Source organism: Clostridioides sp. GD02404 (genome assembly GCF_045898275.1).
GTDB classification, from domain to species: domain Bacteria; phylum Bacillota; class Clostridia; order Peptostreptococcales; family Peptostreptococcaceae; genus Clostridioides; species Clostridioides difficile_A.
In genome coordinates this window covers 51,539-76,259 of sequence record NZ_JBJOCA010000001.1, presented here as the reverse complement: position 1 = coordinate 76,259, position 24,721 = coordinate 51,539, and the positions used below count along the sequence as shown (strand labels likewise).

The window sequence follows — 24,721 nt, the reverse complement described above, 5'->3', positions numbered from 1 at the left end:
ATTTCACCTCTATCATACTATTTATTAAACTTCTTCTTTAGGCACTGGTTCTACTTCTATAGTCTTGTCCTCAACACCAGTTAATACTGGAGGTATATTATCTATTACAGATATCAGCCTAACTGCTATAGTTTCATTTGATGATTTATCAGATACTTTATAAGTAACTTGATATTCTTTTACAACAGATGTATCAACTAAATCTCCACCTTCAACAGTTATTAAATCTGTTAAATCTCCATCAACTTCATCTACAGCTGTTACCCCTTCTAAAGCGTCAAAGTTCTCATTTAAATTTAATGTTAAGTCATCTATACCTGAAAACACTGGCTTAACAGTATCAACAACAGTAACTTTTCTTATAGCACTTGCTTCATTATTTGCTACATCTGTAACTTTGTATGTTAATATTTGTTCTCCTAAAATAGAAGTATTAATTACTCCTTCTATTACTATCTTTGAAGTTAAATCTCCATCTATATTATCATTAGCAGTAACTCCAGCTTTTGAATCAAATGTTGAGCCATATTCTACAGTACAATCTTCAACACCAAATAATATAGGAGCTATATTATCAACAACTGTTATTATTCTATTTACTACACTTTTATTTTTAGATTTATCTTCTACAGTATAGACAATATTATTCTCTCCAGGTATAACATTATCTACTGTTCCATCTATAACTATAGAATCAGTTAAATCCCCATCTATATCATCCATTGCTGTAACTCCAGCTCTTAAATCTAGTTCTTCCAATAAATTTATAGTCTTATCATCAGCACCACTTATTATAGGAGCACCTGTATCTACAACTGTTATTGTTCTATTTATTGTTGTTACATTTCCAGATTTATCTGGGGCTGAATACTTCAAAGTATATTGCCCTATTACATTGACATTGACTTCCCCTTCAACTGTGACAAGTTCTGTAACATCTCCATCTATATTGTCTATAGATCTAACTCCTTGCATTGGGTCAAAAGAACTACCTCTTGGTATCTTCAAATCATTAAAAATCATAATATTTTCTCCTTTATTTTTATTATAAATATTTTTGAAAAGTTTTTTAGAATATAAATATATTAGCTATTTAAGAAAATCTATTACTTGTCATCTAAATACCACTTATTCTCTGTAGAATTATCATTCAATATTCCAAGTGCTGTGAGTAAAGCTAAAAAACAATTTACTGTATCAGAATAATTTTTTGGTAGTATATCGACATATCCAAAAGATTGAATTGTAAGTACTAACATCGCCGATAGAGAAACCCAAAACCCTCTGTTTCTTAATCTCTTTTTTAAATAGTTCTTCATATATTCTCTCCTTTGACTAGCGTTTTATTTTTTTACGTTGTTTTCTAGGAATGTTTGGAGTTAATGTACAATAAGTTATATAACCTGAACTTTCACTAGACTCCTTTCTTGCTTGATACAAACAACCTTCTTTTTTAATACAATAACAACATTTTATTCTTACTGCTTTTGAATAAAGTTCTTCTTTATCTTTCTTTTTAATATTTTTTTGTTTAACAGCCACATATTCACCTTCCTTATTAATACTTTTCATTTTCTGAATATACCAACTATCTTTCTCTATTGTAAGTTATTTAGTAAAAAATTCTCTTATTTTTGATTTATTCCATAATGAATTGTAAATATCTCTTTTATAAATTACAGATAACATACAAGCGCTTATCAGTTCGTCAATTCTAATTTCTATATCGTTTAAATTATCTTCCTTTATTTCATTAACTAAATTGGAATCATCTGTCAAAACATCTAAATTCATAAAACCATTTATAAATGTATTTACATCATGTTTAGCTAAAAACAAATTATGTAAAGAAGTCTCTATATTCCCATAAACACTTTTGTCATTAAATAAATCATTTTTCATAGTTTTATTTATAAGATTAAACTTTTTGCTTAGAATAGTATAAGTTTCTGAATTTATTGGTTGCCTTTTTTTATTATTTTCAATCAAATATAACTCTTTAACTATTTTTTCTATATCATTACAGTATTCTAATAAAATAAATGCACTTTGGACATCATAAAATAAAGAAAAATAATTTATATTATGATTAATATCTTCATATTCATATTGATTCAATTTATCAATAAATGAATAATCTACATCATCAAATAAATAATCATTCTTTTTGGTTGTATAAATTCCATTTATAAAGACTTTTCTTATATTCAATAGTTCATCTTTTATATTTAAAATTTCTAAGTAACTTTCAAACTTAGAGTCACCATATAAATTATTAAAATTTTCTTCTTTTAGTATGTCTTGTTCATTTTCTGTAATGGAAAAACAATAATTTTTCATAATTTTACCTTGGTATGTATCATTCTCTATCAAACTCAAATATGATTTTGATAATGATATAAGTTTACTTAATTTTGATACTACAATTGATGGATGATACATTTCAAATGATTTTAAAATATTAGTTTTATAATTCTCAGCTGTAATAGATTCACTTGTACACTTTGTTGATTTATATTCAAAATCATCAAATCTACCTACTTTTAAATTAGGTCTATAGCTCAATACATCTTCTTCATTTATACTTTTATTCATATTCCTTAAACCTCCCTTGTTTAAATATCTTAGATTTGCATACTTAAGCTTGTTAGCATTTAAATAATGCTAACAAGCTTATTTGAGGTTATTAGACTTGTTGGTATTGCGTGGCTTTTTGAGTGGACATATTTTCTATTCACTTGGTAATATACCCTATATAAAATATACTTTGTTAAATTAAAAAGTATATTTTTTCTTTTATATAAAATTTTTTTTTAATTTACTTTCAATATCTGCTAAAGTATTTCCATATGTAAAATCAGTTATGCTCATATTATTTGCTACATTATGATTCAAATTTTCATCATAAGCTAACTTATAATACTTAAGCTTACTCTGAAAGTTGTTATTTGTATTTATTATTAACTCCCTATGATTTTCATCTACTTTTACAACTACACCTAAATAGTTATATCCTTTTTCTATGGCATGCTTAAAACAACTCTCTAAATTGATTTTTTTTAACATTTTCTCCCCCTATTATGTTTAACTTTTTATATTTATTTATATACATGTATACAATGATTAATTTTCGTATCATCAAAATTAATATTATATAAAAAATATTCTACCTACCATACTATTTAATTTATTAAAATTTACATTATTAAATATAATTTTTACATTACAATAGTAAAAGAGCTTAATTTTCGTCAAATGTCAAAGAATATTTATCATCTATATATATACCTATACAGTTCTGCATTTTGTAACAAAAAAACAAAATTTATATTATGCTTTTTGTAGAATATATGTATTTAGAGCAAAATATTGTCTTTATAATTATATACTTGTTTAAATATTTCAAATTAATTTTCATAATATAAGAAATTATACAATCTCTTATACTAATATATCTACCAAAAAATGGATTTAATTTATCATATAATTTCTTAAAAACTAATATGAATAAAATTAAATCCATTATCATCAATTGTGAAACTATTCATTTGATTTTTTTATTATAAAAGGAATTGTTACAATTGTACCTATTAAAGCATCTACCATATCAATCATAGTATCTTCTAGTCCACCAGCTTGTGTAGTAGTACCAATAAAAGTATCCATTAAAAATTCACCTATCTCCCACAAACTAGCTACTCCCATACTAAACATAAATACAAATATGATTAAAAATATTTTACTCATTTTGCTTATATCTCTTTGTGTATAGAAATATTTGATTATAGAAAATGCCACAATAGCAGATATTATTCCTGACCATAAATGTAAAAAATCATCATAATAATTTATATCATAAAAATTAAAACAAGTACCTAACAATGCTGAAAACATTATAAATAAAGCAAGAACTATATATAGCTCTTTACTCAACAACCTTTGATTTTGCTTATTTATAAAACTCAGTATAAAAGTACCAACTAAACTTATTGCTACTAATCCTATGTTACCTAATTCTTTGTTGATTGCAAAAAATATAGCAGAAAAAATATAAACTATATATAATAATATAGTTATTGGTTTTAAAAGTTTATTCATACACACTTTACCTTTCTAAAACAAGTCTATAATAGCTTAGGATTAACATCATTATCGCCATAACCATAAAGATTTAGTGGTTTAAGAGCTGGTCCTTCAAGTATATTTCCCTTGTAGTCAAATCTAGAACCATGACATGGACAGTCCCATGTTTTTTCTTCACTATTAAAATTCAGTTCACATCCTAAATGAGTACATGTAGTATCTACAATATAAAATTCCCCCATATCATCCTTATACACACCATATCTTTTCCCATCGATATTAACAATCTTTCCTTCTCCATTATTTTTAGGCATATCTCCACTACCTATTTTTAATTTTCCACTTACATAATTCATTGCTACATTTGCATTTTCCTTTATAAAATCCTTCGAGAAATAACTGCCTAATCTTGATGGATTAAAAGTATCTTTATAAGCTGAATTATTATTTACTATCAAATCCTTTATTATTATTCCTGCAACAGTACCATTAGTAATCCCCCATTTAGAGAAACCTGTAGCTACATAAATATTGTTTTCTCTTTTATTAATGTAACCTATATAAGGAACATTATCAAAACTCATATTATCTTGAGCTGACCATTTACACTTAAAATCTTTTACCTTAAAGACCTTTTTTCCATAATGCTCTAAGTCATTAAATATTTCTTTCTCAGTTCCTCCTTGACCAACTTTATGGTCTCCTCCTCCAAAGATTAGTAAGTTCTCATTTCCATCATTATATTGTCTAAAAGTTATGGATGGGTCATCTATACTTATAAACATACCTTCTGGCAATTTATTTTCTAAAACTGCTGCCATTAAATAAGCACGTTCTGCGTATTCTTTTGCAAAATAAAAATTCAATCCATCATACCATGGACTATGGGATGAAATTATAACATTCTCAGCTTCTATTATATTATCTTCTCTTGTCTTAACTCTACATATTTTCCCTTTTTCTAAATCCACTACTGGTGTATCTTCATATATTTTTAGACCTAAGTGTACTGCTATTTCTGCTAATCCATCAATATACTTTTTGGGGTTAAATTGACCTTGATTTGTAAAACTAATAGCTCCCTTTATATCTAATGGAATATCTTCTATAGTTTCATGATATTCACACTCTATTCCTATTTTTTTACATGTGCGATATTCATCCTTTATATCCTTTATAGTATCTTCTTTTTCTGTAAACACAAAAGATGGTTCTCTTTTAAAATCACATTTGATATTATTCTCTTTTATTATTTGTTCAATTAAGTTTAGAGCTTCATTATTTGCATTATAATATGATTTTGCTTTCTCTAATCCATATTTTTTCTCTATCTTAGAATAAAATATGTCATGCTGACAAGTTACTTTACCAGTATTTCTTCCTGAAGTTCCATATCCTATTTTATCAGCTTCGACAAGCGCTACTTTTTTACCCTCTTTTGCTAATAAATATGCAGTTGTTAATCCAGTTATACCTCCACCTACTATAAGACACTCCACTTTTATATTTTCGCCTAATTTTTTATATTCCTTTGGATTTGAATTTGAAAACCAATACGACTCGTTCATATAAAATACTCCTTTACATATTAAATAATAGTAGTTTTCCCATCATCAAGTCTATTTATTATAAATAGAATAAAAAATAAATATCTCTTTGTAATGAGTACTCTGTTATATTACTTAGTATAAATAGAAATAACTATATAATTAAGTCAACGCAATTAATAACACATACCAAAATTTAGTTTATAGAATCTACAAATTTTACAAAATAAAAACTAATACATCTCTGATTAGCATTTTATAGTTACAAAAAAATATTACTAGAAATCAAATTTTCCAGTAATATTTAATAACAAAACATATCTATACAAATTTATAAGTCTTTCTATAAAATTAATATACCTCACTAAGCCTTTCTTCTAGCTTAGTCTGAACAAAGCCTAATATAAGATTTACAATCCAATATACTACTATTACACAAGTAAAAGCTTCCAAATATTTATAACTTGCTGCTGCTTCTGATTGAGCAACTGCCATAATTTCTGTAACCCCAATAGTAAAAGCAAGAGAAGTTCCTTTTATAATATCTGCAAAAGTATTTGTAAAGGGAGGAATTGCAACTCTTATAGCTTGTGGCAAGACAACTCTTTTCATTGTTTGTACATACGTCATTCCAAATGCCAAACTTGCTTCTATTTGACCTTTATCTACAGATGTTATAGCACCTCTTAAACTTTCTGCAAAGTAGGCAGAAGAATTTAAACCAATTACTATTACTGCTGCTGAAAATGCTTCCAATGTTTTAAGTTCTGGTACTAATTGTATTAGACCAAAGTATATGAAAAAAAGTTGAGCAGCAAGAGGAGTACCTCTAAAAAATGAAATGTATATTCTTGATACTGTTTTTAAAATAGGAACTTTAGCATCTACAATTAATGCTATGAGTAAAGCTACAACAATTCCCAATACCAAAGATAACAGAGACATTTTGAATGTTACTGTCAAATATTTTAATATTAACGGAAATATACCTGCTGCAAATCCAAAATCAAATACTTGCATCATTAACCTCCAATTAATTTTCCTTAGTTGTATCTAAGCCAAACCATTTTTCAGATAGTTTTGTAAATGTTCCATCTTCATGCATTGCTTTTATAGCTTTATTTACATCCTCTATTATAACTTTACTTTTTTCTTCTTTTCTAAATGGATATTGATTTACTTCATATACACCAGTATCTATATCTGCAACTTTTAATTTAAGTTTACCTTGTTCTATAGTTGTTTTAGCTTTAACCTCTGAAAGCCATGCAATATCAATTCTTCCATTCTCTACATCTTTTTCCATAGGTACTCCATCATATGTAACTATATCAAGTCCTAAGTTATGTTTTTCATTTAAATCTCTTATAGTTTTTTCTCCATTACCACCTAGAACACAACCTACCTTTTTACCTTTTATGTCTTCTATCTTACTTATAGTGCTATCCTCTGGCACTATAAATTTATATTTACTATATGCATAAGTATCCGAAAAATCATATTTTTCTACTCTTTCAGGAGTAGTTGACATTTGGTGTGCTACTGTATCAACTTTACCAGCATCTAACATACCCATAAGTCCACTAAATTTAGCAGTTTTAAACTCTATTTTATAACCTGTTCTTTTTGATATTTCTTTCCATACATCAATTTCAAAACCTTTATTTTCATCATTTTCTTTATAACACCATGGTGCATATTCTACCGATACTCCTACATTTAAAATTCCTTTATCTTTTTGAGAATCATCTTGTGTTGTAGCTTCACCATCTTTACTTGAACAGCCAACTAACATTGTTGTCCCTAAAACTAATGTCAATAATAATGATAATACTTTTTTACTTTTTAATTTCAAAAATAACACTCCCTCTTTCTATATATTTGTGTACTCAAACATAATATCATAATTTGAAAAGGTTTTTTATTGCTTTTCTCTATATAATTCGACACTGATATTCTTCTTTTCTATACTTTCTTTGTAATTTATTTTTGAAATTAATACTATTTTGTTAAATTTATATTTATTTTTATTTTCTATCAATAATTAACAATTTAGTTATAAAATTTAATTTACATGTTAAAAATTATAAGCTCTTAAAATAACTTTACACAAAAAGTGAACTTTGTATATCAAAGTTCACTTTTTTGAATTCCTTGCTCTAGGATAATGCAGTAATATATTAATTTTTATAAAATAAAGTATTTTTAATTATTAAATAACCTTTATTTACTATGCTTCTTGATTTAGTGGTTTTTTAAGTAATGCTAAAAGCATCATTCCAACCACAGCACCTATAGCTATAGCTAATATATATCCAAGTGGATGAGTAACTACTGGTATAACAAATACTCCTCCATGAGGTGCACGAAGAGCTGCATTGAACAACATACTAAGTGCTCCTGCTACTGCTGAACCTCCTATACATGCTGGTATAACATGAAGTGGGTCTCCAGCTGCAAAAGGTATAGCTCCTTCAGTTACAAAAGATAATCCCATTACATAGTTAACTTTACCAGAATCTCTTTCTTCTTTTGTAAATCTATTTTTAAAGAATGTAGTTGCAAGTGCTATCGCAAGAGGTGGAACCATACCTCCAGCCATTACCGCTGCCATTATTTCAAATTGCCCTGATTCAAGTGATGCAACCCCAAATACATATGCTGCTTTATTTACAGGTCCACCCATATCTACAGCCATCATTCCACCCAAAACCAATCCTAAAACTATTTTTGAAGTTCCTCCTAAGCCATTTAAAAATCCAACCATTGCATTATTAATTGCTGTAACTGGAGGTATTACTAAAAATGTCATTATAATCCCCATCAAAAGCGTTCCAAATAAAGGATATAATAATACGGGTTTTATTCCTTCCAATGAGGTTGGTAACACACTAAATACCTTCTTAAGTCCTTCTACTAAATAACCTGCTATAAAACCTGCAAGTAATGCACCTAAAAACCCTGAACCACCATCACCTGCAAGGGCTCCTCCTACAAAACCTACAACAAATGCTGGTCTATCAGATATAGAGTATGCTATATATCCTGCAAGTACAGGTAGCATAAATCCAAAAGCTTTATCTCCTATTCCCTTAAAAAATGCTGCTGTTGGAGTATTTGAACCAAAATTTGAAGGATTAATAGAATAATCATCAAGTAAAAATGCTATTGCTATAAGTATTCCTCCACCAATAACAAATGGTAACATATTAGATACACCATTCATTAAATGTTTATACACTTTTCTAAATCCACTTTCACTTTCTTCATTTGATTCGTTGTGATTTGCCTCTCCTCCATGATAAACTGGAGCATCACCATTTACAGCTTTATCTATAAGTTCCTCCGCTTTGTGTATACCATCAGCAACTTTAGTCTTTATGACTTTCTTCCCATTGAATCTAGCCATCTCAACATTCTTATCTGCTGCCACTATTATACATGTTGCATTTTCTATTTCTTCTTTTGTAAGTCTATTTTTGATGCCTGCTGAACCATTAGTTTCCACTTTTATTGATATTCCTTTGCTTTCAGCCATTTTGTTTAAACTTTCAGCTGCCATAAATGTATGTGCTATTCCAGTTGGGCATGCTGTTACTGCCAAAATTTGAGGATATTTATTAATATCTTTATCCTTAGTATCTACTATATTTTCTTTTTTAATTATTTCATCTTGATATTCCTCACTGAACTTTTCTCTTTCTTTTTTATCTATTATTTCCTTAAATTCTTTCTCAGAAGTTGAATTTATAAGTTTATTTCTAAAATCTTCATCCATAAGTATTGTAGATAATCTTGATAGCACTTCCAGATGTGTATTATTAGCTCCTTCTGGTGCAGCTATCATAAAAAATAGATTTGATAAGCTTCCATCAAATGATTCATAATCTATACCTTCTTTTGATATTGCTGCTGCTATACAAGCTTTAGTAACTGATGTGTTCTTAGCATGAGGAATAGCTACACCTTCTCCAATTCCTGTTGTACTCATTTCCTCACGAGCTAAAATAGCTTTTTTATAAGTTTCTTTGTCCTTTAAATTACCACTGTTTGCAACTAATTCAACTAATTCTTCTATTGCTTCTGATTTGTTTTTTGACTTTAAATTCAACTTAATTGATTTTTCATCTAGTAAATCTATAATTTTCATAATTCCTAACTTCCTTTCTATATATTTTTAGATATTTTAGAATCTATTTACAGATATTTCATTTACCAACTCATCAATGTATTCTCTTTTAGCTAAGTCATATGAAAAAGCAGTTGCACTACCTGATGCTGCTCCTAATTTAAGAGCATAATCATATTTGCCAGTATTCAAATATCCAGATATAAATCCAGCCACCATTGAATCACCTGCTCCTACAGAATTCTTAACTTTCCCTTTAGGTACATTACTTATAAGTACCTCATCTTCTTCTGTAACTAGCAGTGCTCCATCTTTACCCATTGAGACTAAAACATTTTTAGCCCCTAGTTGCTTTAATTTCTTAGCATATTTTACTATATCTTCATTTGAGTTTAATTTAACATTAAACAGTTCTTCTAATTCATCACTATTAGGTTTAATTAGAAAAGGCTTGTATTTTAAAACATTAAGAAGAAGATTTTTAGTTGCATCTACTACAACTCTTATATTTTTTTCTTCTAGTCTAGACATTATATTCTCATATAGTTTTTCATCTAAAGTAGAAGGTATACTTCCTGCCAATATTAAAATATCATCTTGATTTAATTTATCAAGTTTTTTATACAACAAGTCAATATATTCATCAGCTATATTTGGTCCTTGCCCATTAATCTCAGTTTCTTCCAATTCTTTTATTTTTACATTTATTCTTGTAAAACCACTTTTTAACCTTATAAAATCTGTCTTCAAATTCTTTTCTTCTAATGTTTTTATTATATATTCTCCAGTAAAGCCACTTATAAAACCTAAAGATGTATTATCATTTCCAAGTTCTTTTAGTATACGAGATACATTTATACCTTTTCCTCCTGGATAAACGTATTCTTCATTTACACGATTTGTATTTCCAGTCTTTAATTTATCTAGTTTAACTATATAATCTATTGATGGATTTAATGTCACTGTATAAATCATCTTGCCACCTCTTTTTATTTATTTACTTTATGTTTATATCTTAACTTCATATTAATATCTCTGAAAGTCAAAAAATTTCTCTTAATTAAAAGAGAAATTTATCGTTTTTATTTTATTTAGTTTTATATTATCCAAACTTACAAGTGTATATGCAATACTATATGATATCTCTCTACTTAAATAAGTTTACAAACTTTTCAAAATTGCTATTTTCACATATACTTATAACTTTTGCTATAGAATCTACTCTTTTATATATATTTGAAAATATAACTTCATAATCCAATATTTTATCCTTATCAAGAGCTAACATTATTATCAAACGAACATCTGATATTTCCCAAGCAATAGGAGTCTTCAATATTCCAATTGCTATTTTGTTTTCAAAAACTTTTCCAATTGCTCCATGTGGTATGGTTACCATATTTCCTATTTCAGTTGTAGCTATTTTTTCTCTCTCAAAGTAAGAATTTTTCATATCATCATCTATGTAACCTTTTTGCACAAGTTTACTTGCCATAAAATTTATAACGTCTTCTTTCCTTTTAAAATCTAAATCAGTAAAAAATAATTCATTATCAAGAAGATTTTTTATATCTAAATCTAAATATATATTTCCTGTTTCTATATATTTTTCAATTAATTTGATTTCTTTTTCACTTAAAATAGGAGATATATTTATTACTGGTATATCTGCTATTTCAATAGGAACAGTAGATATTACAAAATCAACATCTATAACTTTTATATATTCAACTAAGTATGAAGGAATAACTTTTAATATTTCTAGTTTTTCTTTAAATACATTTTCCAATTTAGCCTTTATTAACATTGATGTCCCTATACCTGATGTGCAAACTATTATAGTCTTGAAAACCTTATCTTTATTATTATAAGAAGCCCTTTCAACAGCTCCGCCTATATGTAGAGCTATGTTTGCAACCTCATCCTCATTAATTTCTATGTTTAAGTCTTTTTCTATTGTTTTTTTAGCTATACTAGCTAGCTCAAAAGCAAATGGATATTTTATTTTAATGTCTTGAGCTATTATAGGTGATTGATTTATACCTAGCTTTATTTTTTTACACAGACTACTAATATGCTTATATAAAAATTCTTCAAATATCTCATCATGACTTATATCTATTGAGGTAGCTAATTTTAAATTTTTACAAAAGGTTTTTATTGAGCTTATTATAATTTCTTTATTTTGTTCATTTTCCAAAATTGAACTTCTTTTATTGCTATAATTTTCTACAAAACTTTCTATAAATTCTTTTTCATCGCACTTGTGTCGACTTAACATAACTAGTATATTATTCAACACATTTTTAAATTCTATGTCAGTTAATACCAAGCCATTTTCATTTAATACATCTAATAAAATTTTTTTTATTATTAATTTTTTTTCTCTTATATCATCATTTAAAAAATCATTTAGAGTCAATTGATTATCTCTCTTATTACTCAAATCAATTATACAATTTACTATTCTATCTTCATTTTCAGAAATACAGATACCTTGCTTATGCTTGGACTTAATCGAAATGGAATACTTTTCTAATATTCTTTTTACTTCTTTTAAGTCATTTTTTACTGTTGAAACACTCACATACATGGAATCTGCTAAATCTTCAAGCCTTATGGTATTTTTTTCTTCATTACTCAAGGTTAACACTTTTCTGATTATATACTCTACTCTATCTACATCATCATATAGATTGCTATTTAGGTTCACCTCATCAAAGCTCCCCTCTAGCTTATAACCAACTCCTCGTATTGATAGAATTTTACTTTTTTTAAGTTGTTTATTAATATCTTTTATTTCACTTTGTATAGTTTTTGAAGAGCATCCTATTTCTTGACTCAAGGCAAGACCACTAATTGTATCTTCAGAATTTAACAGGATTTTTATTATACTTATCTGTCTTGCTGTTATATTTAAACTCATAAAATCACCTTTTACTCTAAATATTGATTTCTCAATTTTTTTATTTCTTCTTTATCTAAACTAAATTCTCCATATAAATATTTTTCCACACTACTGTATTCTTCATCAATTCTTCTAAAAGCAGTCTTCATATATTCTTCATTCACACCAAATATATAATTTAATTTTTCTTTTGGAATTCCCTTAAATTTAGGCTTATATTCAACAAACCTTTCTATTTCCTTATCTGCAAATTCATTACTTTTCAAATAATCTTTCATTATGTTCTCTCTTGATACACCTAAAATCATAAGAATTATAGCACTCCCTACACCAGTTCTATCTTTCCCTGCTGTACAATGATTTAATATTGGTAAATTAGAATAATCCTTTACAAGCTCTACTAATTTTTTATAAGATGGATTTCTTATTGGTAAATTATAATAACTATTGTTTAACATATTAAATGCACCATCTTTTTCAAACAAACCATCAATCATATCTTCAATAGAACCAAAATTTCCTTCTGATTCTTCTAACTCTCTCATAGCTGGAATTCTTATGTTTTTTATATTTGATATTATTGTTGATGGATGTTTACGAGCTTCTTCGTCACTTCTATAATCAAATATATATTTAATATTTAATTCTTTTAAAATTTTTATATCATTTTTACTTAGATTTGATAATTTTGCAGACCTATAAAATAAACCATACTTTACAGTCCTACCATCTTCAGTTTTATTACCACCTAAATCTCTAAAATTTTTCATCTTACCACCTCTTAAAAGCTATCTATTGTACTTATATTTAATAATATTTATAAATTAATTTTATCACAATTTCATATTGTTTATTTAAAATATTTTTTAGTATTTAGTTAGCAATTGTAAAATATAAAAGTATATCTTTATACAAAATTAACCTAAATTTTACATAATTTATTTACTTTGTAGAAGCTTTATAGTTTATAATCAATATACAGTAGTATATTTTATGTAAAAAGACCATATTTAGAATAATATCAAATACATTGGAGGATTTATATTATGGACATTCAAAAGCAAAAGAATTTTATAATTAAGTTTACATATGTTGTCTTAATAGGAAGTATTGTATATATTGCGTTAAAATTCTTATTACCATTGTTGATGCCTTTTGTCATCAGTTTTATAATTGCATCCATCTTAAGACCTATTATAAGACTTATTACAAATAATACGAATTTAAATCGTACATTTATTTCTGTAACAGTACTTTTAGCCTTTTATGGATTATGCATATTTTTATTAATTAGTTTTGGTGCAAAAATATTTACGAGTGTAAGTGACATATTCTTTAGACTTCCTGAAATATATAAATCAAATATACAACCAACACTAAATACTCTGTTTTCTAAAATAGATGCTAGTACACCTAATGTTAACCTAGCATTGATACTTGGTTGGGATAATATAAGTCAATCGATGATGTCTTTAGTCGCCTCTGTTTCAACAAATGCACTTAATGCTATTGCAAGTATTGCAAGTAAAACACCTGCATTTATGCTAAAACTTATTATTACCTTGATTGCTTCTTTTTTCTTTACTTTTGACTATCAAAAAATAGTAAACTTTATCTTAAAACAATTTCCAGAAAAAAGTCAGCTGATGATAATAAATATAAAAAATAGTAGTATTAATGCTCTTTTAAAACTGCTAAAAGCATATGCAATACTACTATCAGTGACATTTATAGAGCTACTTATTGGACTTAATATCCTAAGAGTTGAAAATGCATTTGCTATATCTGTCATCATAGCACTTGTTGATATTTTACCAGTCTTAGGTACAGGAAGTATTTTGACACCTTGGATGATTATTTCATTAATTAATGGCAATATCAACTTAGCAATAGGGCTTCTAATACTATATATCATTATAACTGTAGTTAGACAGATACTAGAACCAAAGGTAGTAGGACACCAAATTGGTCTATACCCTTTAATAACTCTAATGTGTATGTTTGTTGGAGCTCAACTATTTGGAATAGCTGGATTATTTGGATTTCCCATAGCAGCTACAATCATAAAAAATCTACACGATAATGGTATTATCACTGCATTTAAATAGATTAGCTTTTACATTTTATTTAAACTTAAAATAGTGAGATGTATTGTACATCTCACTATTTTTGCTACTCTTTACAAATAATATCAATCATTTCTTTATATTCGTCTTCATTATTTAAAACATCTACATTTTTAAATTTTTCTTTAATTTCTAATGAGTAAGATATTGTATATGGAATAAATTTTTCTATTACTTTTATATATTCCTTAGAAAAAAATTCAGCATTATACACTACAGAAAATAAGATTAACATCAAGCAATCATTCTTTATCATAGTTATTACAGATTCGTTTTTATTATTAATTTTAAAACCATCTATCAATTCAATAGTAAAATTTATTAATTTATTTGTGATTTTATCTAAAGTTCCATTTTTTATCGTTTCTGTCATAACAGTTTCATGATTGAATTTTAAATCTTCTTTTATATCCTGCAAATCGTCAGATACTTGCAATAAAAATCCATAACCAATGCAAAACTCTATTTCTTCCTTTGTCATCAAACCACTTATTAAGTGTCCATCTACTAAAACAGATGAACCACCTTTTTCAATAGAAATAGATAATAATTCTTCTTTACACAAATTACTTTTTCTATCTTGTTGCTTTAAGCTCTTTACTTGACTTTTAAATATCAATAATAGTGACTCATAGACTTCTTTAAATTGTTCTCTAGGATAAACACTTTCAATATAATCAATCATTTGGGATACTTTACTTTCATGGTAGTTATTAGGTTTAATTTGTTCTCCCAAGAGTCTTTTTTCTAACCAGCTATTAAATAATAAACTTCTTTATCAAATAATAATTGTAATGCATTTGAAATCCATACATTCCTCATTGCCTGCATAATATCACTTATAGGCAAATCATCATCAAATTTTCTGGCATCTCTAATAAACTGTTTTGTTATACCTAAAAACTTTTTTCTATCTTCAACATCCATTTTTTCTAACTTGAAAATATTGTCTTTTTCTAATGTATTTTGTAAAAAGACCTCGCCTTTTTTTACCCACATTCTTCTCAATACAAAATCACTTGGATATTTTTTTAAGTGAGTTGATAATGTATCTATCAATTTATCCAATTCTTTTTCACTCTTTTTTTGTGAATTTTTACTATATGTTTCTATATTCTCAGATAATTCAACACTTGAATTATTCCATGTATCCTCACATTTTTTACAATAATATTCAAATATAATATTTAAATCCATTTAACAGCCCTACTTTCATGCCTAAATTATACACTATATTATATCAGTACATATAACTAATATATAGTTAAACTTCTAATTGTGTATAATAATAATTTAAAAACTATTTATTTTTCAATTTAGCTAGTGCTTCTGCAAATGGATTATTAAATGTTTCTTGAGTTTTGTTTTGATTTTTTAAGTATTGATTAACATCTTTTTTTGATGCCTTCTTTTTTTCCTCTTGCTTTCTTTTATTGAAAGATGACAATTTCTCTCTATATCCACAGCTACAAGTGAAAATTCTTCCTTCACCTTCTCCACGAAGTTCTAATTTCTTATGACAATTAGGGCATCTTGAATTAGTTACTTGTGATATAGTTTTTCTAGTATTACACTCTCTATCTTCACAAATCAGCATTTTACCTTTTTTACCATTTACCTCCAGCATGAATTTACCACACTCTGGACATCTATTTTTAGTTAAATTATCATGTTTAAATTTATTATCACTATTTTTCACTTCTAAGACAATGTCTTTTGAATAAGCTTTCATATCATTTATAAATGTGTTTTTATTAAGTTTTCCATTTGAAATCTCCAATAATTTTTTTTCCCATGAAGCTGTAAGTTCTGGTGTTTTCAAATCTACTGGAACCAAATCCAATAATTGTCTCCCTTTTGATGTTATATATATATCTTTATTTTTCTTTTCCATCAAAAATGAATTGAACAATTTTTCTATTATATCTGCTCTTGTAGCAACTGTTCCAAGACCATTTTTTTCCATAGCTGTTAATAATGTGCCCTCATTCAAATATGGTGGCGGATTTGTTTTACCTGAAGTTACCTTTAATTCCTTAACTTTAAGTATGTCTTTTTCTAAAACATTTGGTATACTTTCATATTCATCTTCATCATCAATATCTTTATAGCTTTCCTTCCATCCTAAATTTATTACTTTATTTCCCTTTGCTTTGAATGTTTCTCCTTCTATACTTGCATTTATAGTTGTCTGCTCATATTCAAATGGAGGAGATAATACTGCTAAAAATCTTTTTACTACAAGATTATATATTTTTCGCTCTTTATCACTAAAATCACTCATAAATACCTTCTGCTCTGTTGGTATTATTGCATGATGGTCTGTTACCTTTGAATTATCAACAAAAGATTTATTAGCTGTAATATTGCTTTTTAATAATTTGTTGCAAATCTTTGAATAATCACTAACATTTACAGCTTTTATCCTGTCTTTTAATGTCCCAACAATATCTGATGTTAAATATCTAGAATCAGTTCTAGGATAAGTAAGCACTTTATGATGCTCATATAACTTTTGCATTATAGACAATGTTTCTTTTGCTGAAAATCCAAACATTTTATTTGCATCTCTTTGCAACTCTGTTAAATCATATAGTGCAGGAGAATATTTTTTCTTATATGATTTACTTACCTCAGATATTTTTATATCTAAATTTTTCACCTTTTTTAATGTAGAATCTATCTTTTCTTTACTGAATGTTGAAGAATTGTTGTTCTTATCACTCCAAATAAATTTTATGTCTGAACTTCCCTTTGTAGCAATTAACTCCAATCCATAGTACTCTTTAGGTTTAAAATTTCTTATTTCTTCCTCTCTCTTTAGTAACATGGCAAGAGTAGGTGTTTGAACTCTTCCACAAGAAAGTTGCGCATTATACTTTGTTGTCAAAGCTCTAGTTGCATTTATTCCAATAATCCAATCAGCTTCTGCTCGTGCTATTGCTGAATAATATAAATTTTCATATTCTTTTCCACTTTTTAATTTTGCAAAACCTTCTTTTATTGCTTTATCTGTACTTGAAGAAATCCAAAGACGTTTTAAAGGCTTTTTTACTTGTGATTTTTCTATTATCCATCTTGCCACAAGTTCTCCTTCACGACCTGCATCTGTTGCTATAACTATTTCATCTATATCATTCCTATTCATTTGAGCCTTGACTGTATTAAATTGCTTTCCACTCTTTTTTATTACAACAGTCTTTAGATACTTAGGAAGAATTGGTAAGTCTTCTAAGTTCCATGATTTATATCTTTCTCCATAACTTTCAGGGTCTGCAAGTGTAACTAAATGACCTAATGCCCAAGTAACTACATACTTTGGCCCCTCTATATATCCACTTTTTTCATTTTTCGACCCCAAAACTTTTGCTATATCTCTTCCAACAGAAGGTTTTTCTGCTAGTACTAATATTTTTCCCATCTAAAAATACTTCCTTTCTCTATGTTCAATCTCATATTGCACTTAAAATCTAAATAAATAGAACTTTTCTTAATATCGTAACTATAATATTACCATAATTTAATGGTATCTAATTAATTATTTAAGATTTTCTTATTTTTTTATCTAAAACTTATTTTATACCTAATTTATATGCTTATTATTACATCAAACTTCACGTATATTACTTATATTTTTAAATTTATAATTCGTAATTAGACTTACATTTTTATATTTTCTTACTGTTTTTTAATTTTTTAGTTGACAAAACATAAAAACTTATATTAATATTATTAATACAATAAGCTATGACAAATCAATATCCGGTTAAGATTTTATAGAAGAGTTGCTATCTAGCACACCGAAGGAGTAACACTCTCAGGTACTTTTTAAAAGTAGGACTGTAAAATTTACGGAACTCTGGAGAGACCCATTATGGGCGCCGAAGGGGCAAGGCTTTTATGCTCAATCTCTCAGGCAAAAGGACAGGGATTATCTACCAAAATCAGTATTATTAATACTTTTATTTTGGTTGTTAATTAGTGTATATCCAGAGCTGAATCTTTTTTAGATTTAGCTTTTTTTATTACACTAGAAATTATTAATAAATTATACTTATTTCCTGTCAATTACTTCATTAAAAATTCTATTGATTATGCAAAGCAAAAAAATGAGGGAGTGTTTTTATGAATCTAATTGATATTTTAAACAAAGTTGATGCTTTTATTTGGGGACCACCCTTACTAGTACTACTTGTTGGTACTGGTATATTACTTACTGTTAAACTTGGAGTTATACAAATAACTAAACTTCCAAGGGCTCTTAAATTAATCTTCTCTGCTGAAAACAAAGGTAGTGGTGATGTTTCAAGTTTTGCAGCTTTATGTACTGCACTAGCTGCTACAGTTGGTACTGGTAATATTGTAGGTGTTGCTACAGCTATTAAGGCTGGTGGACCTGGTGCCCTTTTTTGGATGTGGATAGCAGCATTCTTTGGAATGGCTACTAAGTATTCAGAAGGTGTTCTTGCAATAAAATATAGAACTAAAGACAAAAATGGTCAAGTGTCTGGTGGACCTATGTATTACATAGTAAATGGTATGGGTGAAAAATGGAGACCTCTTGCAATATTTTTTGCTATAAGTGGTATATTAGTTGCACTTTTAGGAATAGGTACTTTCACTCAAGTAAATTCAATAACAGATGCAATAAATAGTAGTTTTGGTGTAGACCCTAGAATTACAGGTGTCATATTAGCAGTATTTGTAGCCTTAGTTGTGTTTGGAGGTCTTAAAAGTATCTCTAATGTAGCTACTAAAATAGTACCTTTTATGGCTGTTATATACATTGTAATCTGTGGTATTATTTTAATATCTTTCTGGAACAAGATACCAGAAACTTTTATGCTAATAATTAAAAGTGCTTTTACAACTACTGCTGCAACTGGTGGTTTCCTAGGAGCAACTATCTCACTAGCTATTAGAAATGGTATAGCTCGTGGTGTATTTTCAAATGAATCTGGTCTAGGTAGTGCTCCAATAGCTGCGGCTGCGGCTAAAACTGAATGGCCAGCGGAGCAAGGTCTTATATCTATGACAGGTACTTTTATAGATACTATTATAATCTGTACACTTACTGGATTCTCTCTTGTTATTTCAGGAGTATGGTGTTCAGACCTTAATGGAGCTGTTATGACACAGGCAGCTTTTAATGGAGCAATTCCTACATTTGGACCAATATTACTTACAATTAGTTTGACATTATTTGCATTTACTACAATTTTAGGTTGGAGTTATTATGGAGAAAGATGTTTTGAGTTCCTATTTGGTGTAAAAGGCATGAATGGATATAGAACTGTATTTGTTGCCATGGTACTATTAGGTGCATTCTTAAAATTAGAAGTTGTTTGGATAATTGCTGACATTGTAAATGGACTTATGGCAATACCTAACCTAATAGCTTTACTTGCATTATCTCCTATAATAGTATCTGAAACTAAAAAATACTTTGAATATATAAATTCTCCAGAAAATCAGTTGAAAAATAATGCATAAATAAAAAATATAGAATTCCAAGTCAAATTCATACGACTCTGGAATTCTATATTCGTTTAAAAAAGTATACTAAATACATTTACAAAAATAATAATTCACATAAATAGTATATCTATATTTTAATTAATATCTTAATGTAATTTGTATAGATTAAAATTTTATTTCTTCTGGATATTTCCATGATTTAAATTCATCAACATCTACTGCTTCAGGTTCCTTAAATTGATTTAACACTAAAGACCTATAGTATATTTCTGCTACTTCTTCTACATACCTTGATTTTAATAATGCCTCTTCTAAATCATTACCCACAGTTGTTAATCCATGTCTTTCTAACAAACAAGCATCTGTATATAGCAATAAATTTGAAACATTTTTAGCAAGTTTTAAAGTTCCTGGCCTTGCATATGGAGCAATATCCACATAACCACCATAATTAACAGACTCATATACAATTGGTATAATGGGTTTCTTTGCTACCGAAAAAGATGTTGCATATATAGAGTGAGTGTGTGATATAGCATTCACATTTTCCCTTGTTTTATATATTTCAATATGCATCAATATCTCACTGCTAGGCTTAATTCCCTTCTTAACTTCTATTACATTTCCATCTAAATCTAACACACAAATATGTTCTGTTTTTAGTTCTCCTCTTCCTATACCAGAGGGTGTTATGAGAACATATCCAGTCTCTTTATCTCTAATACTAAAATTACCAGCCTTTTCTTTACATAAGCCATAATGTTCTGCTTTAATTGCTATTTCAACAATTTTAGCCTTCAAAGACTCCAACATAATTTACCTCCAAATAATCATTTTTGACCATAGTATGCATCTTTTCCATGTTTTCTCGAAAAATGTTTATTCATAAGCACTTTATCCATAATATTCTCAGGGCTGATTAATTCTGTATAATAAGCCATTTTTGCGACTTCTTCCAAAACTACTGCATTATGTACAGCCTCTTTCGCATTTTTGCCCCATGTAAAAGGTCCATGGTCATTCACAATTATTCCTGGACAATGAATTGGATTTTTTCCCATAAACTCTTCAACAATCACATTTCCAGTCTCCTTTTCATAATCATTACAAATTTCTTCTCGAACCATTTTTCTAGTGCATGGTATACTTCCATAAAAATAATCTGCATGAGTAGTACCACATGCTGGTATAGATTTTCCTATTTGAGCCCAAATAGTTGCCCAACTTGAATGTGTATGCACTATTCCTCCTAATTCTTCAAACTCTTTATATAAAACTAGATGCGTTGGAGTATCTGAAGACGGCTTCAATTTACCATCAATTACATTGCCTTCTAAATCAACTACTACCATGTCTTCTACACTCATACTACTATACTCTACACCACTTGGTTTTATAACTACCAATCCTTTTTCTCTGTCTATACCACTCACATTTCCCCAGGTATAAGTAATTAGCCCTCTTGCAGGTAATTCTAAATTCGCTTTTAGTACCTCTTCCTTTAAACTTTCTAACATCTTTCTCCCCCCTACATTTTATTTAGAAAAATTACTCTTGTTTTGTTTAATATCCAAATTTTATAATTTAATTATTATATCTCTACTAGGATTTTATTAAATTTAATCTCTTTCTTGCTCATTTTACTTAAAAAATCTCCTACCTCATTAAGCCCTATTTTGTGTGAAATCATTGGTGTAAAAACAATATCACCTTTTTCCATAAAATCCAAAGTTGCAGTCCATGCTCTTCCAGGATAAGGACTTGTATATGAATTCCAAGAACCTTTTAAAGTGAGTTCTCCACGCAATATACACTCAGTAGCGTCTACACTAAGCGGTAGTTCTGCATGTGATATTCCTACAAATACTATCTGCCCTCTTTTTTTCGCTATTAGTAAAGATTGTTCTTGTGTAAACCTACTACCAGCAGTTTCTATAACAATATCAGAACCACCATTGGTTATTTTTCTTATTTCTTCAATTACATTTACTTCTTTTGAATTCAAGGTATAATTTGCTCCTAGAGATTTAGAAAGTTCTAATTTTTCATTAAAAATATCGATAGCTATAATTTTAGACGCTCCAAAAACCCTTGCCCATTGTATAGTAAATTGGCCTATTGGACCACAACCTAATACAACTACACTATCTCCTACTTTAATACCTGAATTTGAAATACCATGATAAGCTATAGTTGCTGGTTCAATTCCAGCAGCAGTTTCATAGTCCAATGTATCTGGAAGTTTTAAAATATGTTCTTCAGGAACTCTTACATATTCTGCCAATGCTCCATTTACTCTTGTTCCAATTATATTGTAATCATCACACAAACCAAAATTACCCTTTTTACAATGGTTACATTCTCTACAAGGTACTAATGGAGCAACTGTCACTCTATCTCCTATATTAATATTTTTTACTTTTTCTCCAACTTTAACAACTTCCCCAGAAAATTCATGTCCTAAAATTAATGGATATGCTGTATTTCCACTCAAACCACTTACCATAGACCTAGGTAAATCCGAACCACATATTCCAACATATTTTACATTTACAAGTACTTCTTTCTCTTTTATTTCTGGTATATCTACCATTTCATATCTAATATCACCTATATTGTATAATACTGATGCTCTCATTTTATCTGACATATAAATATCTCCTTTCATGCTATATACTTGTATATAGCAATATCTATGCCATACAAAAGATAAATAGTTTATTCATGCGAATACGTTATATACAAGGTATTTTGCCAATATGAGTTACATTTTATAAAATTAGACTACATTATTGTATAAACATAAAAGAGTATGTTTGTATAACAAGACACCTAAAAAATTGACTATACAATACAATAAATTATAAATATATACATCATAAAAAGGAGTCTATATTTCATTTAAATACTTATCAAATAATCTCTGATATTTATATAAAATCAACTATAAACTCCTTTAATTACTCTTTTTATCACTTATAAATTTAAACTGCCACAGACTCTTCTGCTACATTTTTAAGTGCTTGCTTTTCTAAATAATCAAGTATACTTACTTTATTTTTTCTAAATAACGCCCATAAGACGAAGTAAATTACAATCGAAAGACCTATATAAATCGGATTTGCACTTAAAAACGCAAAGAAAACTAATCCCATCAAAGGTTTTCCTAATATATTGAAACTTGTTATTAGCATTGCTCCTGCTGGTATAGCAACTCCTATTCCTGTAGCCATATCTGTAAATAATGGTGCTGTATATGTACAAATATATAATCCTAGTCCAAACCAAATTATACCTGAAACTAATACTTTTGGAATATTACCATTATGTATAGCAACTAAACCTTGTACCATGTATGGAATTGCCAATAAATCTACAACTGGTAATACCTTATTACCAGGAAGTATCATGGCTACTACAAGCATTATTGGAATTAAAATAAGACCTGATATTAGTGTTGCAGGTTCACCATATCCAACAGCATCATTTACTGCTATATACCACTCACGATTTCCAGCTTTTTGCATAATCTTTCTAGCAGCTTCTGTTATAGGTGCAAATGCTTGAGCAAACATACTTGCTACTTTAGGGAAAATTGCCATAACAGCACTCGTAGATATTCCTACCTTCATTATTTCTCCCCAAGCTTCCATAGTATTTATTCTTGTCATATTACCTAATATCCCAATAAACATACCTAGAAAAAGACCTAAAGTAATTGGTTCACCTAAAAAACCTAGTTTTTTCTCTAGTTCTTTAGGATTTAATTTAATTTTGTTTAATCCAAGTTTATTGTATATAGGGTCTGCAAATACTGCAAATACAGAGGCCTCAACGTTATGCATAGCTATTATTGTACAATTAGGATATCTATAGTAACTGGACCATCTCTTTGCAACTAATTCTGATATTAATAAACTATATAAGTTTAATAAAACCATACATCCTATACCTAAAGGGAAATTTCCTGTTACTCCTATGACCATAGCTCCCCATACCATATACGAATAATTATTCCACAAATCTGAGGGCTGAAATACGTCTGTCCATTTTACTAAAAATAAAATTGTTTGTAATAAAATTCCAAGGCCTAAATATATCATTCCTGCACTTGTTGAAAATGCGACCAATGATGTAGCTTGCCAACCAACATCAAAAACTGGTAGATTTACCCCTGTACTTTCAACCATTCTATTAATAACTGGTGTTATTATTGGTGTAAAAGAATTTAATATAAGTGTAAAACCTTGTAAAGCAACTCCTGCATATACAGCAGAAAGAAACGATTTCTTTGTAGTTACTTTAAATATCTTTGCTATTATGAATATTATAATTGGAACTATAATTGCAGAACCAAACGTATCGATTATAGATTTCATAAATTCTAACATCTTTTATCCTCCTATTTATAAATATTTAATTGAATTTTCAGACTAATTATAGTATCTAA

Annotated in this window: 22 protein-coding genes and 1 riboswitch; of the genes, 2 read left to right on the top strand and 20 right to left on the bottom strand. The window is 28.0% G+C overall.

What is annotated here, in order from left to right; translation table 11 throughout:
- Window positions 1-24: 24 nt before the first annotated feature.
- From Q3287_RS00355 to Q3287_RS00295, 13 genes are all read right to left on the bottom strand, one after another.
- Entirely contained in the window at window positions 25-1,023 is a 999-nt protein-coding gene (locus Q3287_RS00355) for an immunoglobulin-like domain-containing protein (RefSeq protein WP_407963301.1), read from the bottom strand.
- An 83-nt stretch (window positions 1,024-1,106) separates the two neighbouring features.
- The gene (locus Q3287_RS00350; protein WP_054270816.1) at window positions 1,107-1,319 is read right to left on the bottom strand and encodes a phage holin; all 213 of its coding nucleotides are present in this window, start codon (window positions 1,317-1,319) and stop codon (window positions 1,107-1,109) included.
- Window positions 1,320-1,335: 16 nt separating this feature from the next.
- A complete protein-coding gene (locus Q3287_RS00345; RefSeq protein WP_065388404.1) occupies window positions 1,336-1,572 on the bottom strand; it encodes a hypothetical protein in 237 nt (78 codons plus the stop codon).
- A gap of 36 nt (window positions 1,573-1,608) precedes the next feature.
- Window positions 1,609-2,595, bottom strand: coding sequence for a hypothetical protein (locus tag Q3287_RS00340; protein WP_407963300.1), 987 nt, complete (start codon window positions 2,593-2,595; stop codon window positions 1,609-1,611).
- Between the two features lie 201 nt (window positions 2,596-2,796).
- Window positions 2,797-3,066: a hypothetical protein gene (locus Q3287_RS00335; RefSeq protein WP_054270819.1), complete on the bottom strand. Its 270-nt coding sequence runs from the start codon at window positions 3,064-3,066 to the stop codon at window positions 2,797-2,799.
- Between the two features lie 474 nt (window positions 3,067-3,540).
- Window positions 3,541-4,098 (bottom strand): hypothetical protein, encoded by a 558-nt coding sequence (locus Q3287_RS00330; protein ID WP_407963299.1) that lies wholly within the window; start codon window positions 4,096-4,098, stop codon window positions 3,541-3,543.
- A gap of 26 nt (window positions 4,099-4,124) precedes the next feature.
- Window positions 4,125-5,651: an FAD-dependent oxidoreductase gene (locus Q3287_RS00325; RefSeq protein WP_054277069.1), complete on the bottom strand. Its 1,527-nt coding sequence runs from the start codon at window positions 5,649-5,651 to the stop codon at window positions 4,125-4,127.
- Between the two features lie 330 nt (window positions 5,652-5,981).
- Complete coding sequence (locus Q3287_RS00320; protein WP_223153156.1) at window positions 5,982-6,650, bottom strand: amino acid ABC transporter permease; 669 nt, start codon at window positions 6,648-6,650, stop codon at window positions 5,982-5,984.
- Window positions 6,651-6,663: 13 nt separating this feature from the next.
- Window positions 6,664-7,485, bottom strand: a complete 822-nt coding sequence (locus tag Q3287_RS00315; RefSeq protein WP_407963298.1) for a transporter substrate-binding domain-containing protein — start codon at window positions 7,483-7,485, stop codon at window positions 6,664-6,666.
- A 375-nt stretch (window positions 7,486-7,860) separates the two neighbouring features.
- Complete coding sequence (locus tag Q3287_RS00310; protein WP_407814756.1) at window positions 7,861-9,780, bottom strand: fructose-specific PTS transporter subunit EIIC; 1,920 nt, start codon at window positions 9,778-9,780, stop codon at window positions 7,861-7,863.
- A gap of 36 nt (window positions 9,781-9,816) precedes the next feature.
- Window positions 9,817-10,734 (bottom strand): 1-phosphofructokinase, encoded by a 918-nt coding sequence (pfkB, locus tag Q3287_RS00305; protein ID WP_054270824.1) that lies wholly within the window; start codon window positions 10,732-10,734, stop codon window positions 9,817-9,819.
- 172 nt (window positions 10,735-10,906) lie between these two features.
- Window positions 10,907-12,685, bottom strand: coding sequence for a BglG family transcription antiterminator (locus tag Q3287_RS00300; protein ID WP_074178355.1), 1,779 nt, complete (start codon window positions 12,683-12,685; stop codon window positions 10,907-10,909).
- Window positions 12,686-12,696: 11 nt separating this feature from the next.
- The gene (locus tag Q3287_RS00295) at window positions 12,697-13,437 is read right to left on the bottom strand and encodes a tyrosine-protein phosphatase (protein ID WP_074178356.1); all 741 of its coding nucleotides are present in this window, start codon (window positions 13,435-13,437) and stop codon (window positions 12,697-12,699) included.
- A 276-nt stretch (window positions 13,438-13,713) separates the two neighbouring features.
- Here Q3287_RS00295 and ytvI point away from each other — a divergent pair, with 276 nt between their 5' ends.
- On the top strand, window positions 13,714-14,775 hold the full coding sequence (gene ytvI, locus Q3287_RS00290) for a sporulation integral membrane protein YtvI (RefSeq protein WP_074178357.1): 1,062 nt from the start codon (window positions 13,714-13,716) through the stop codon (window positions 14,773-14,775).
- A 64-nt stretch (window positions 14,776-14,839) separates the two neighbouring features.
- On the opposite strand, the gene Q3287_RS00285 is transcribed toward ytvI, so the two are convergent.
- The 3 genes from Q3287_RS00285 to Q3287_RS00275 all read right to left on the bottom strand — a co-directional run bounded on the left by Q3287_RS00285 (window position 14,840) and on the right by Q3287_RS00275 (window position 18,214).
- Window positions 14,840-15,478 carry a hypothetical protein gene (locus Q3287_RS00285; protein ID WP_407963297.1) on the bottom strand — a complete coding sequence of 213 codons (639 nt, stop codon included), beginning with the start codon at window positions 15,476-15,478 and terminating at the stop codon, window positions 14,840-14,842.
- Between the two features lie 62 nt (window positions 15,479-15,540).
- On the bottom strand, window positions 15,541-15,990 hold the full coding sequence (locus Q3287_RS00280; RefSeq protein ID WP_407963296.1) for a hypothetical protein: 450 nt from the start codon (window positions 15,988-15,990) through the stop codon (window positions 15,541-15,543).
- A gap of 103 nt (window positions 15,991-16,093) precedes the next feature.
- On the bottom strand, window positions 16,094-18,214 hold the full coding sequence (locus Q3287_RS00275) for a DNA topoisomerase III (RefSeq protein ID WP_074178359.1): 2,121 nt from the start codon (window positions 18,212-18,214) through the stop codon (window positions 16,094-16,096).
- Between the two features lie 428 nt (window positions 18,215-18,642).
- A riboswitch (glycine riboswitch) is annotated at window positions 18,643-18,731 on the top strand.
- Between the two features lie 187 nt (window positions 18,732-18,918).
- On the opposite strand from Q3287_RS00275, the gene Q3287_RS00270 reads away from it, so the two are divergent.
- A complete protein-coding gene (locus tag Q3287_RS00270) occupies window positions 18,919-20,286 on the top strand; it encodes a sodium:alanine symporter family protein (protein ID WP_054270830.1) in 1,368 nt (455 codons plus the stop codon).
- Window positions 20,287-20,436: 150 nt separating this feature from the next.
- On the opposite strand, the gene Q3287_RS00265 is transcribed toward Q3287_RS00270, so the two are convergent.
- The 4 genes from Q3287_RS00265 to Q3287_RS00250 all read right to left on the bottom strand — a co-directional run bounded on the left by Q3287_RS00265 (window position 20,437) and on the right by Q3287_RS00250 (window position 24,662).
- Entirely contained in the window at window positions 20,437-21,084 is a 648-nt protein-coding gene (locus Q3287_RS00265) for a class II aldolase/adducin family protein (protein WP_407963295.1), read from the bottom strand.
- A 17-nt stretch (window positions 21,085-21,101) separates the two neighbouring features.
- Window positions 21,102-21,788, bottom strand: a complete 687-nt coding sequence (araD, locus tag Q3287_RS00260; RefSeq protein WP_407963294.1) for an L-ribulose-5-phosphate 4-epimerase — start codon at window positions 21,786-21,788, stop codon at window positions 21,102-21,104.
- Window positions 21,789-21,862: 74 nt separating this feature from the next.
- The gene (locus Q3287_RS00255; protein WP_407963293.1) at window positions 21,863-22,921 is read right to left on the bottom strand and encodes a galactitol-1-phosphate 5-dehydrogenase; all 1,059 of its coding nucleotides are present in this window, start codon (window positions 22,919-22,921) and stop codon (window positions 21,863-21,865) included.
- A 334-nt stretch (window positions 22,922-23,255) separates the two neighbouring features.
- The gene (locus Q3287_RS00250) at window positions 23,256-24,662 is read right to left on the bottom strand and encodes a PTS galactitol transporter subunit IIC (RefSeq protein ID WP_407963292.1); all 1,407 of its coding nucleotides are present in this window, start codon (window positions 24,660-24,662) and stop codon (window positions 23,256-23,258) included.
- Window positions 24,663-24,721: the final 59 nt, after the last annotated feature.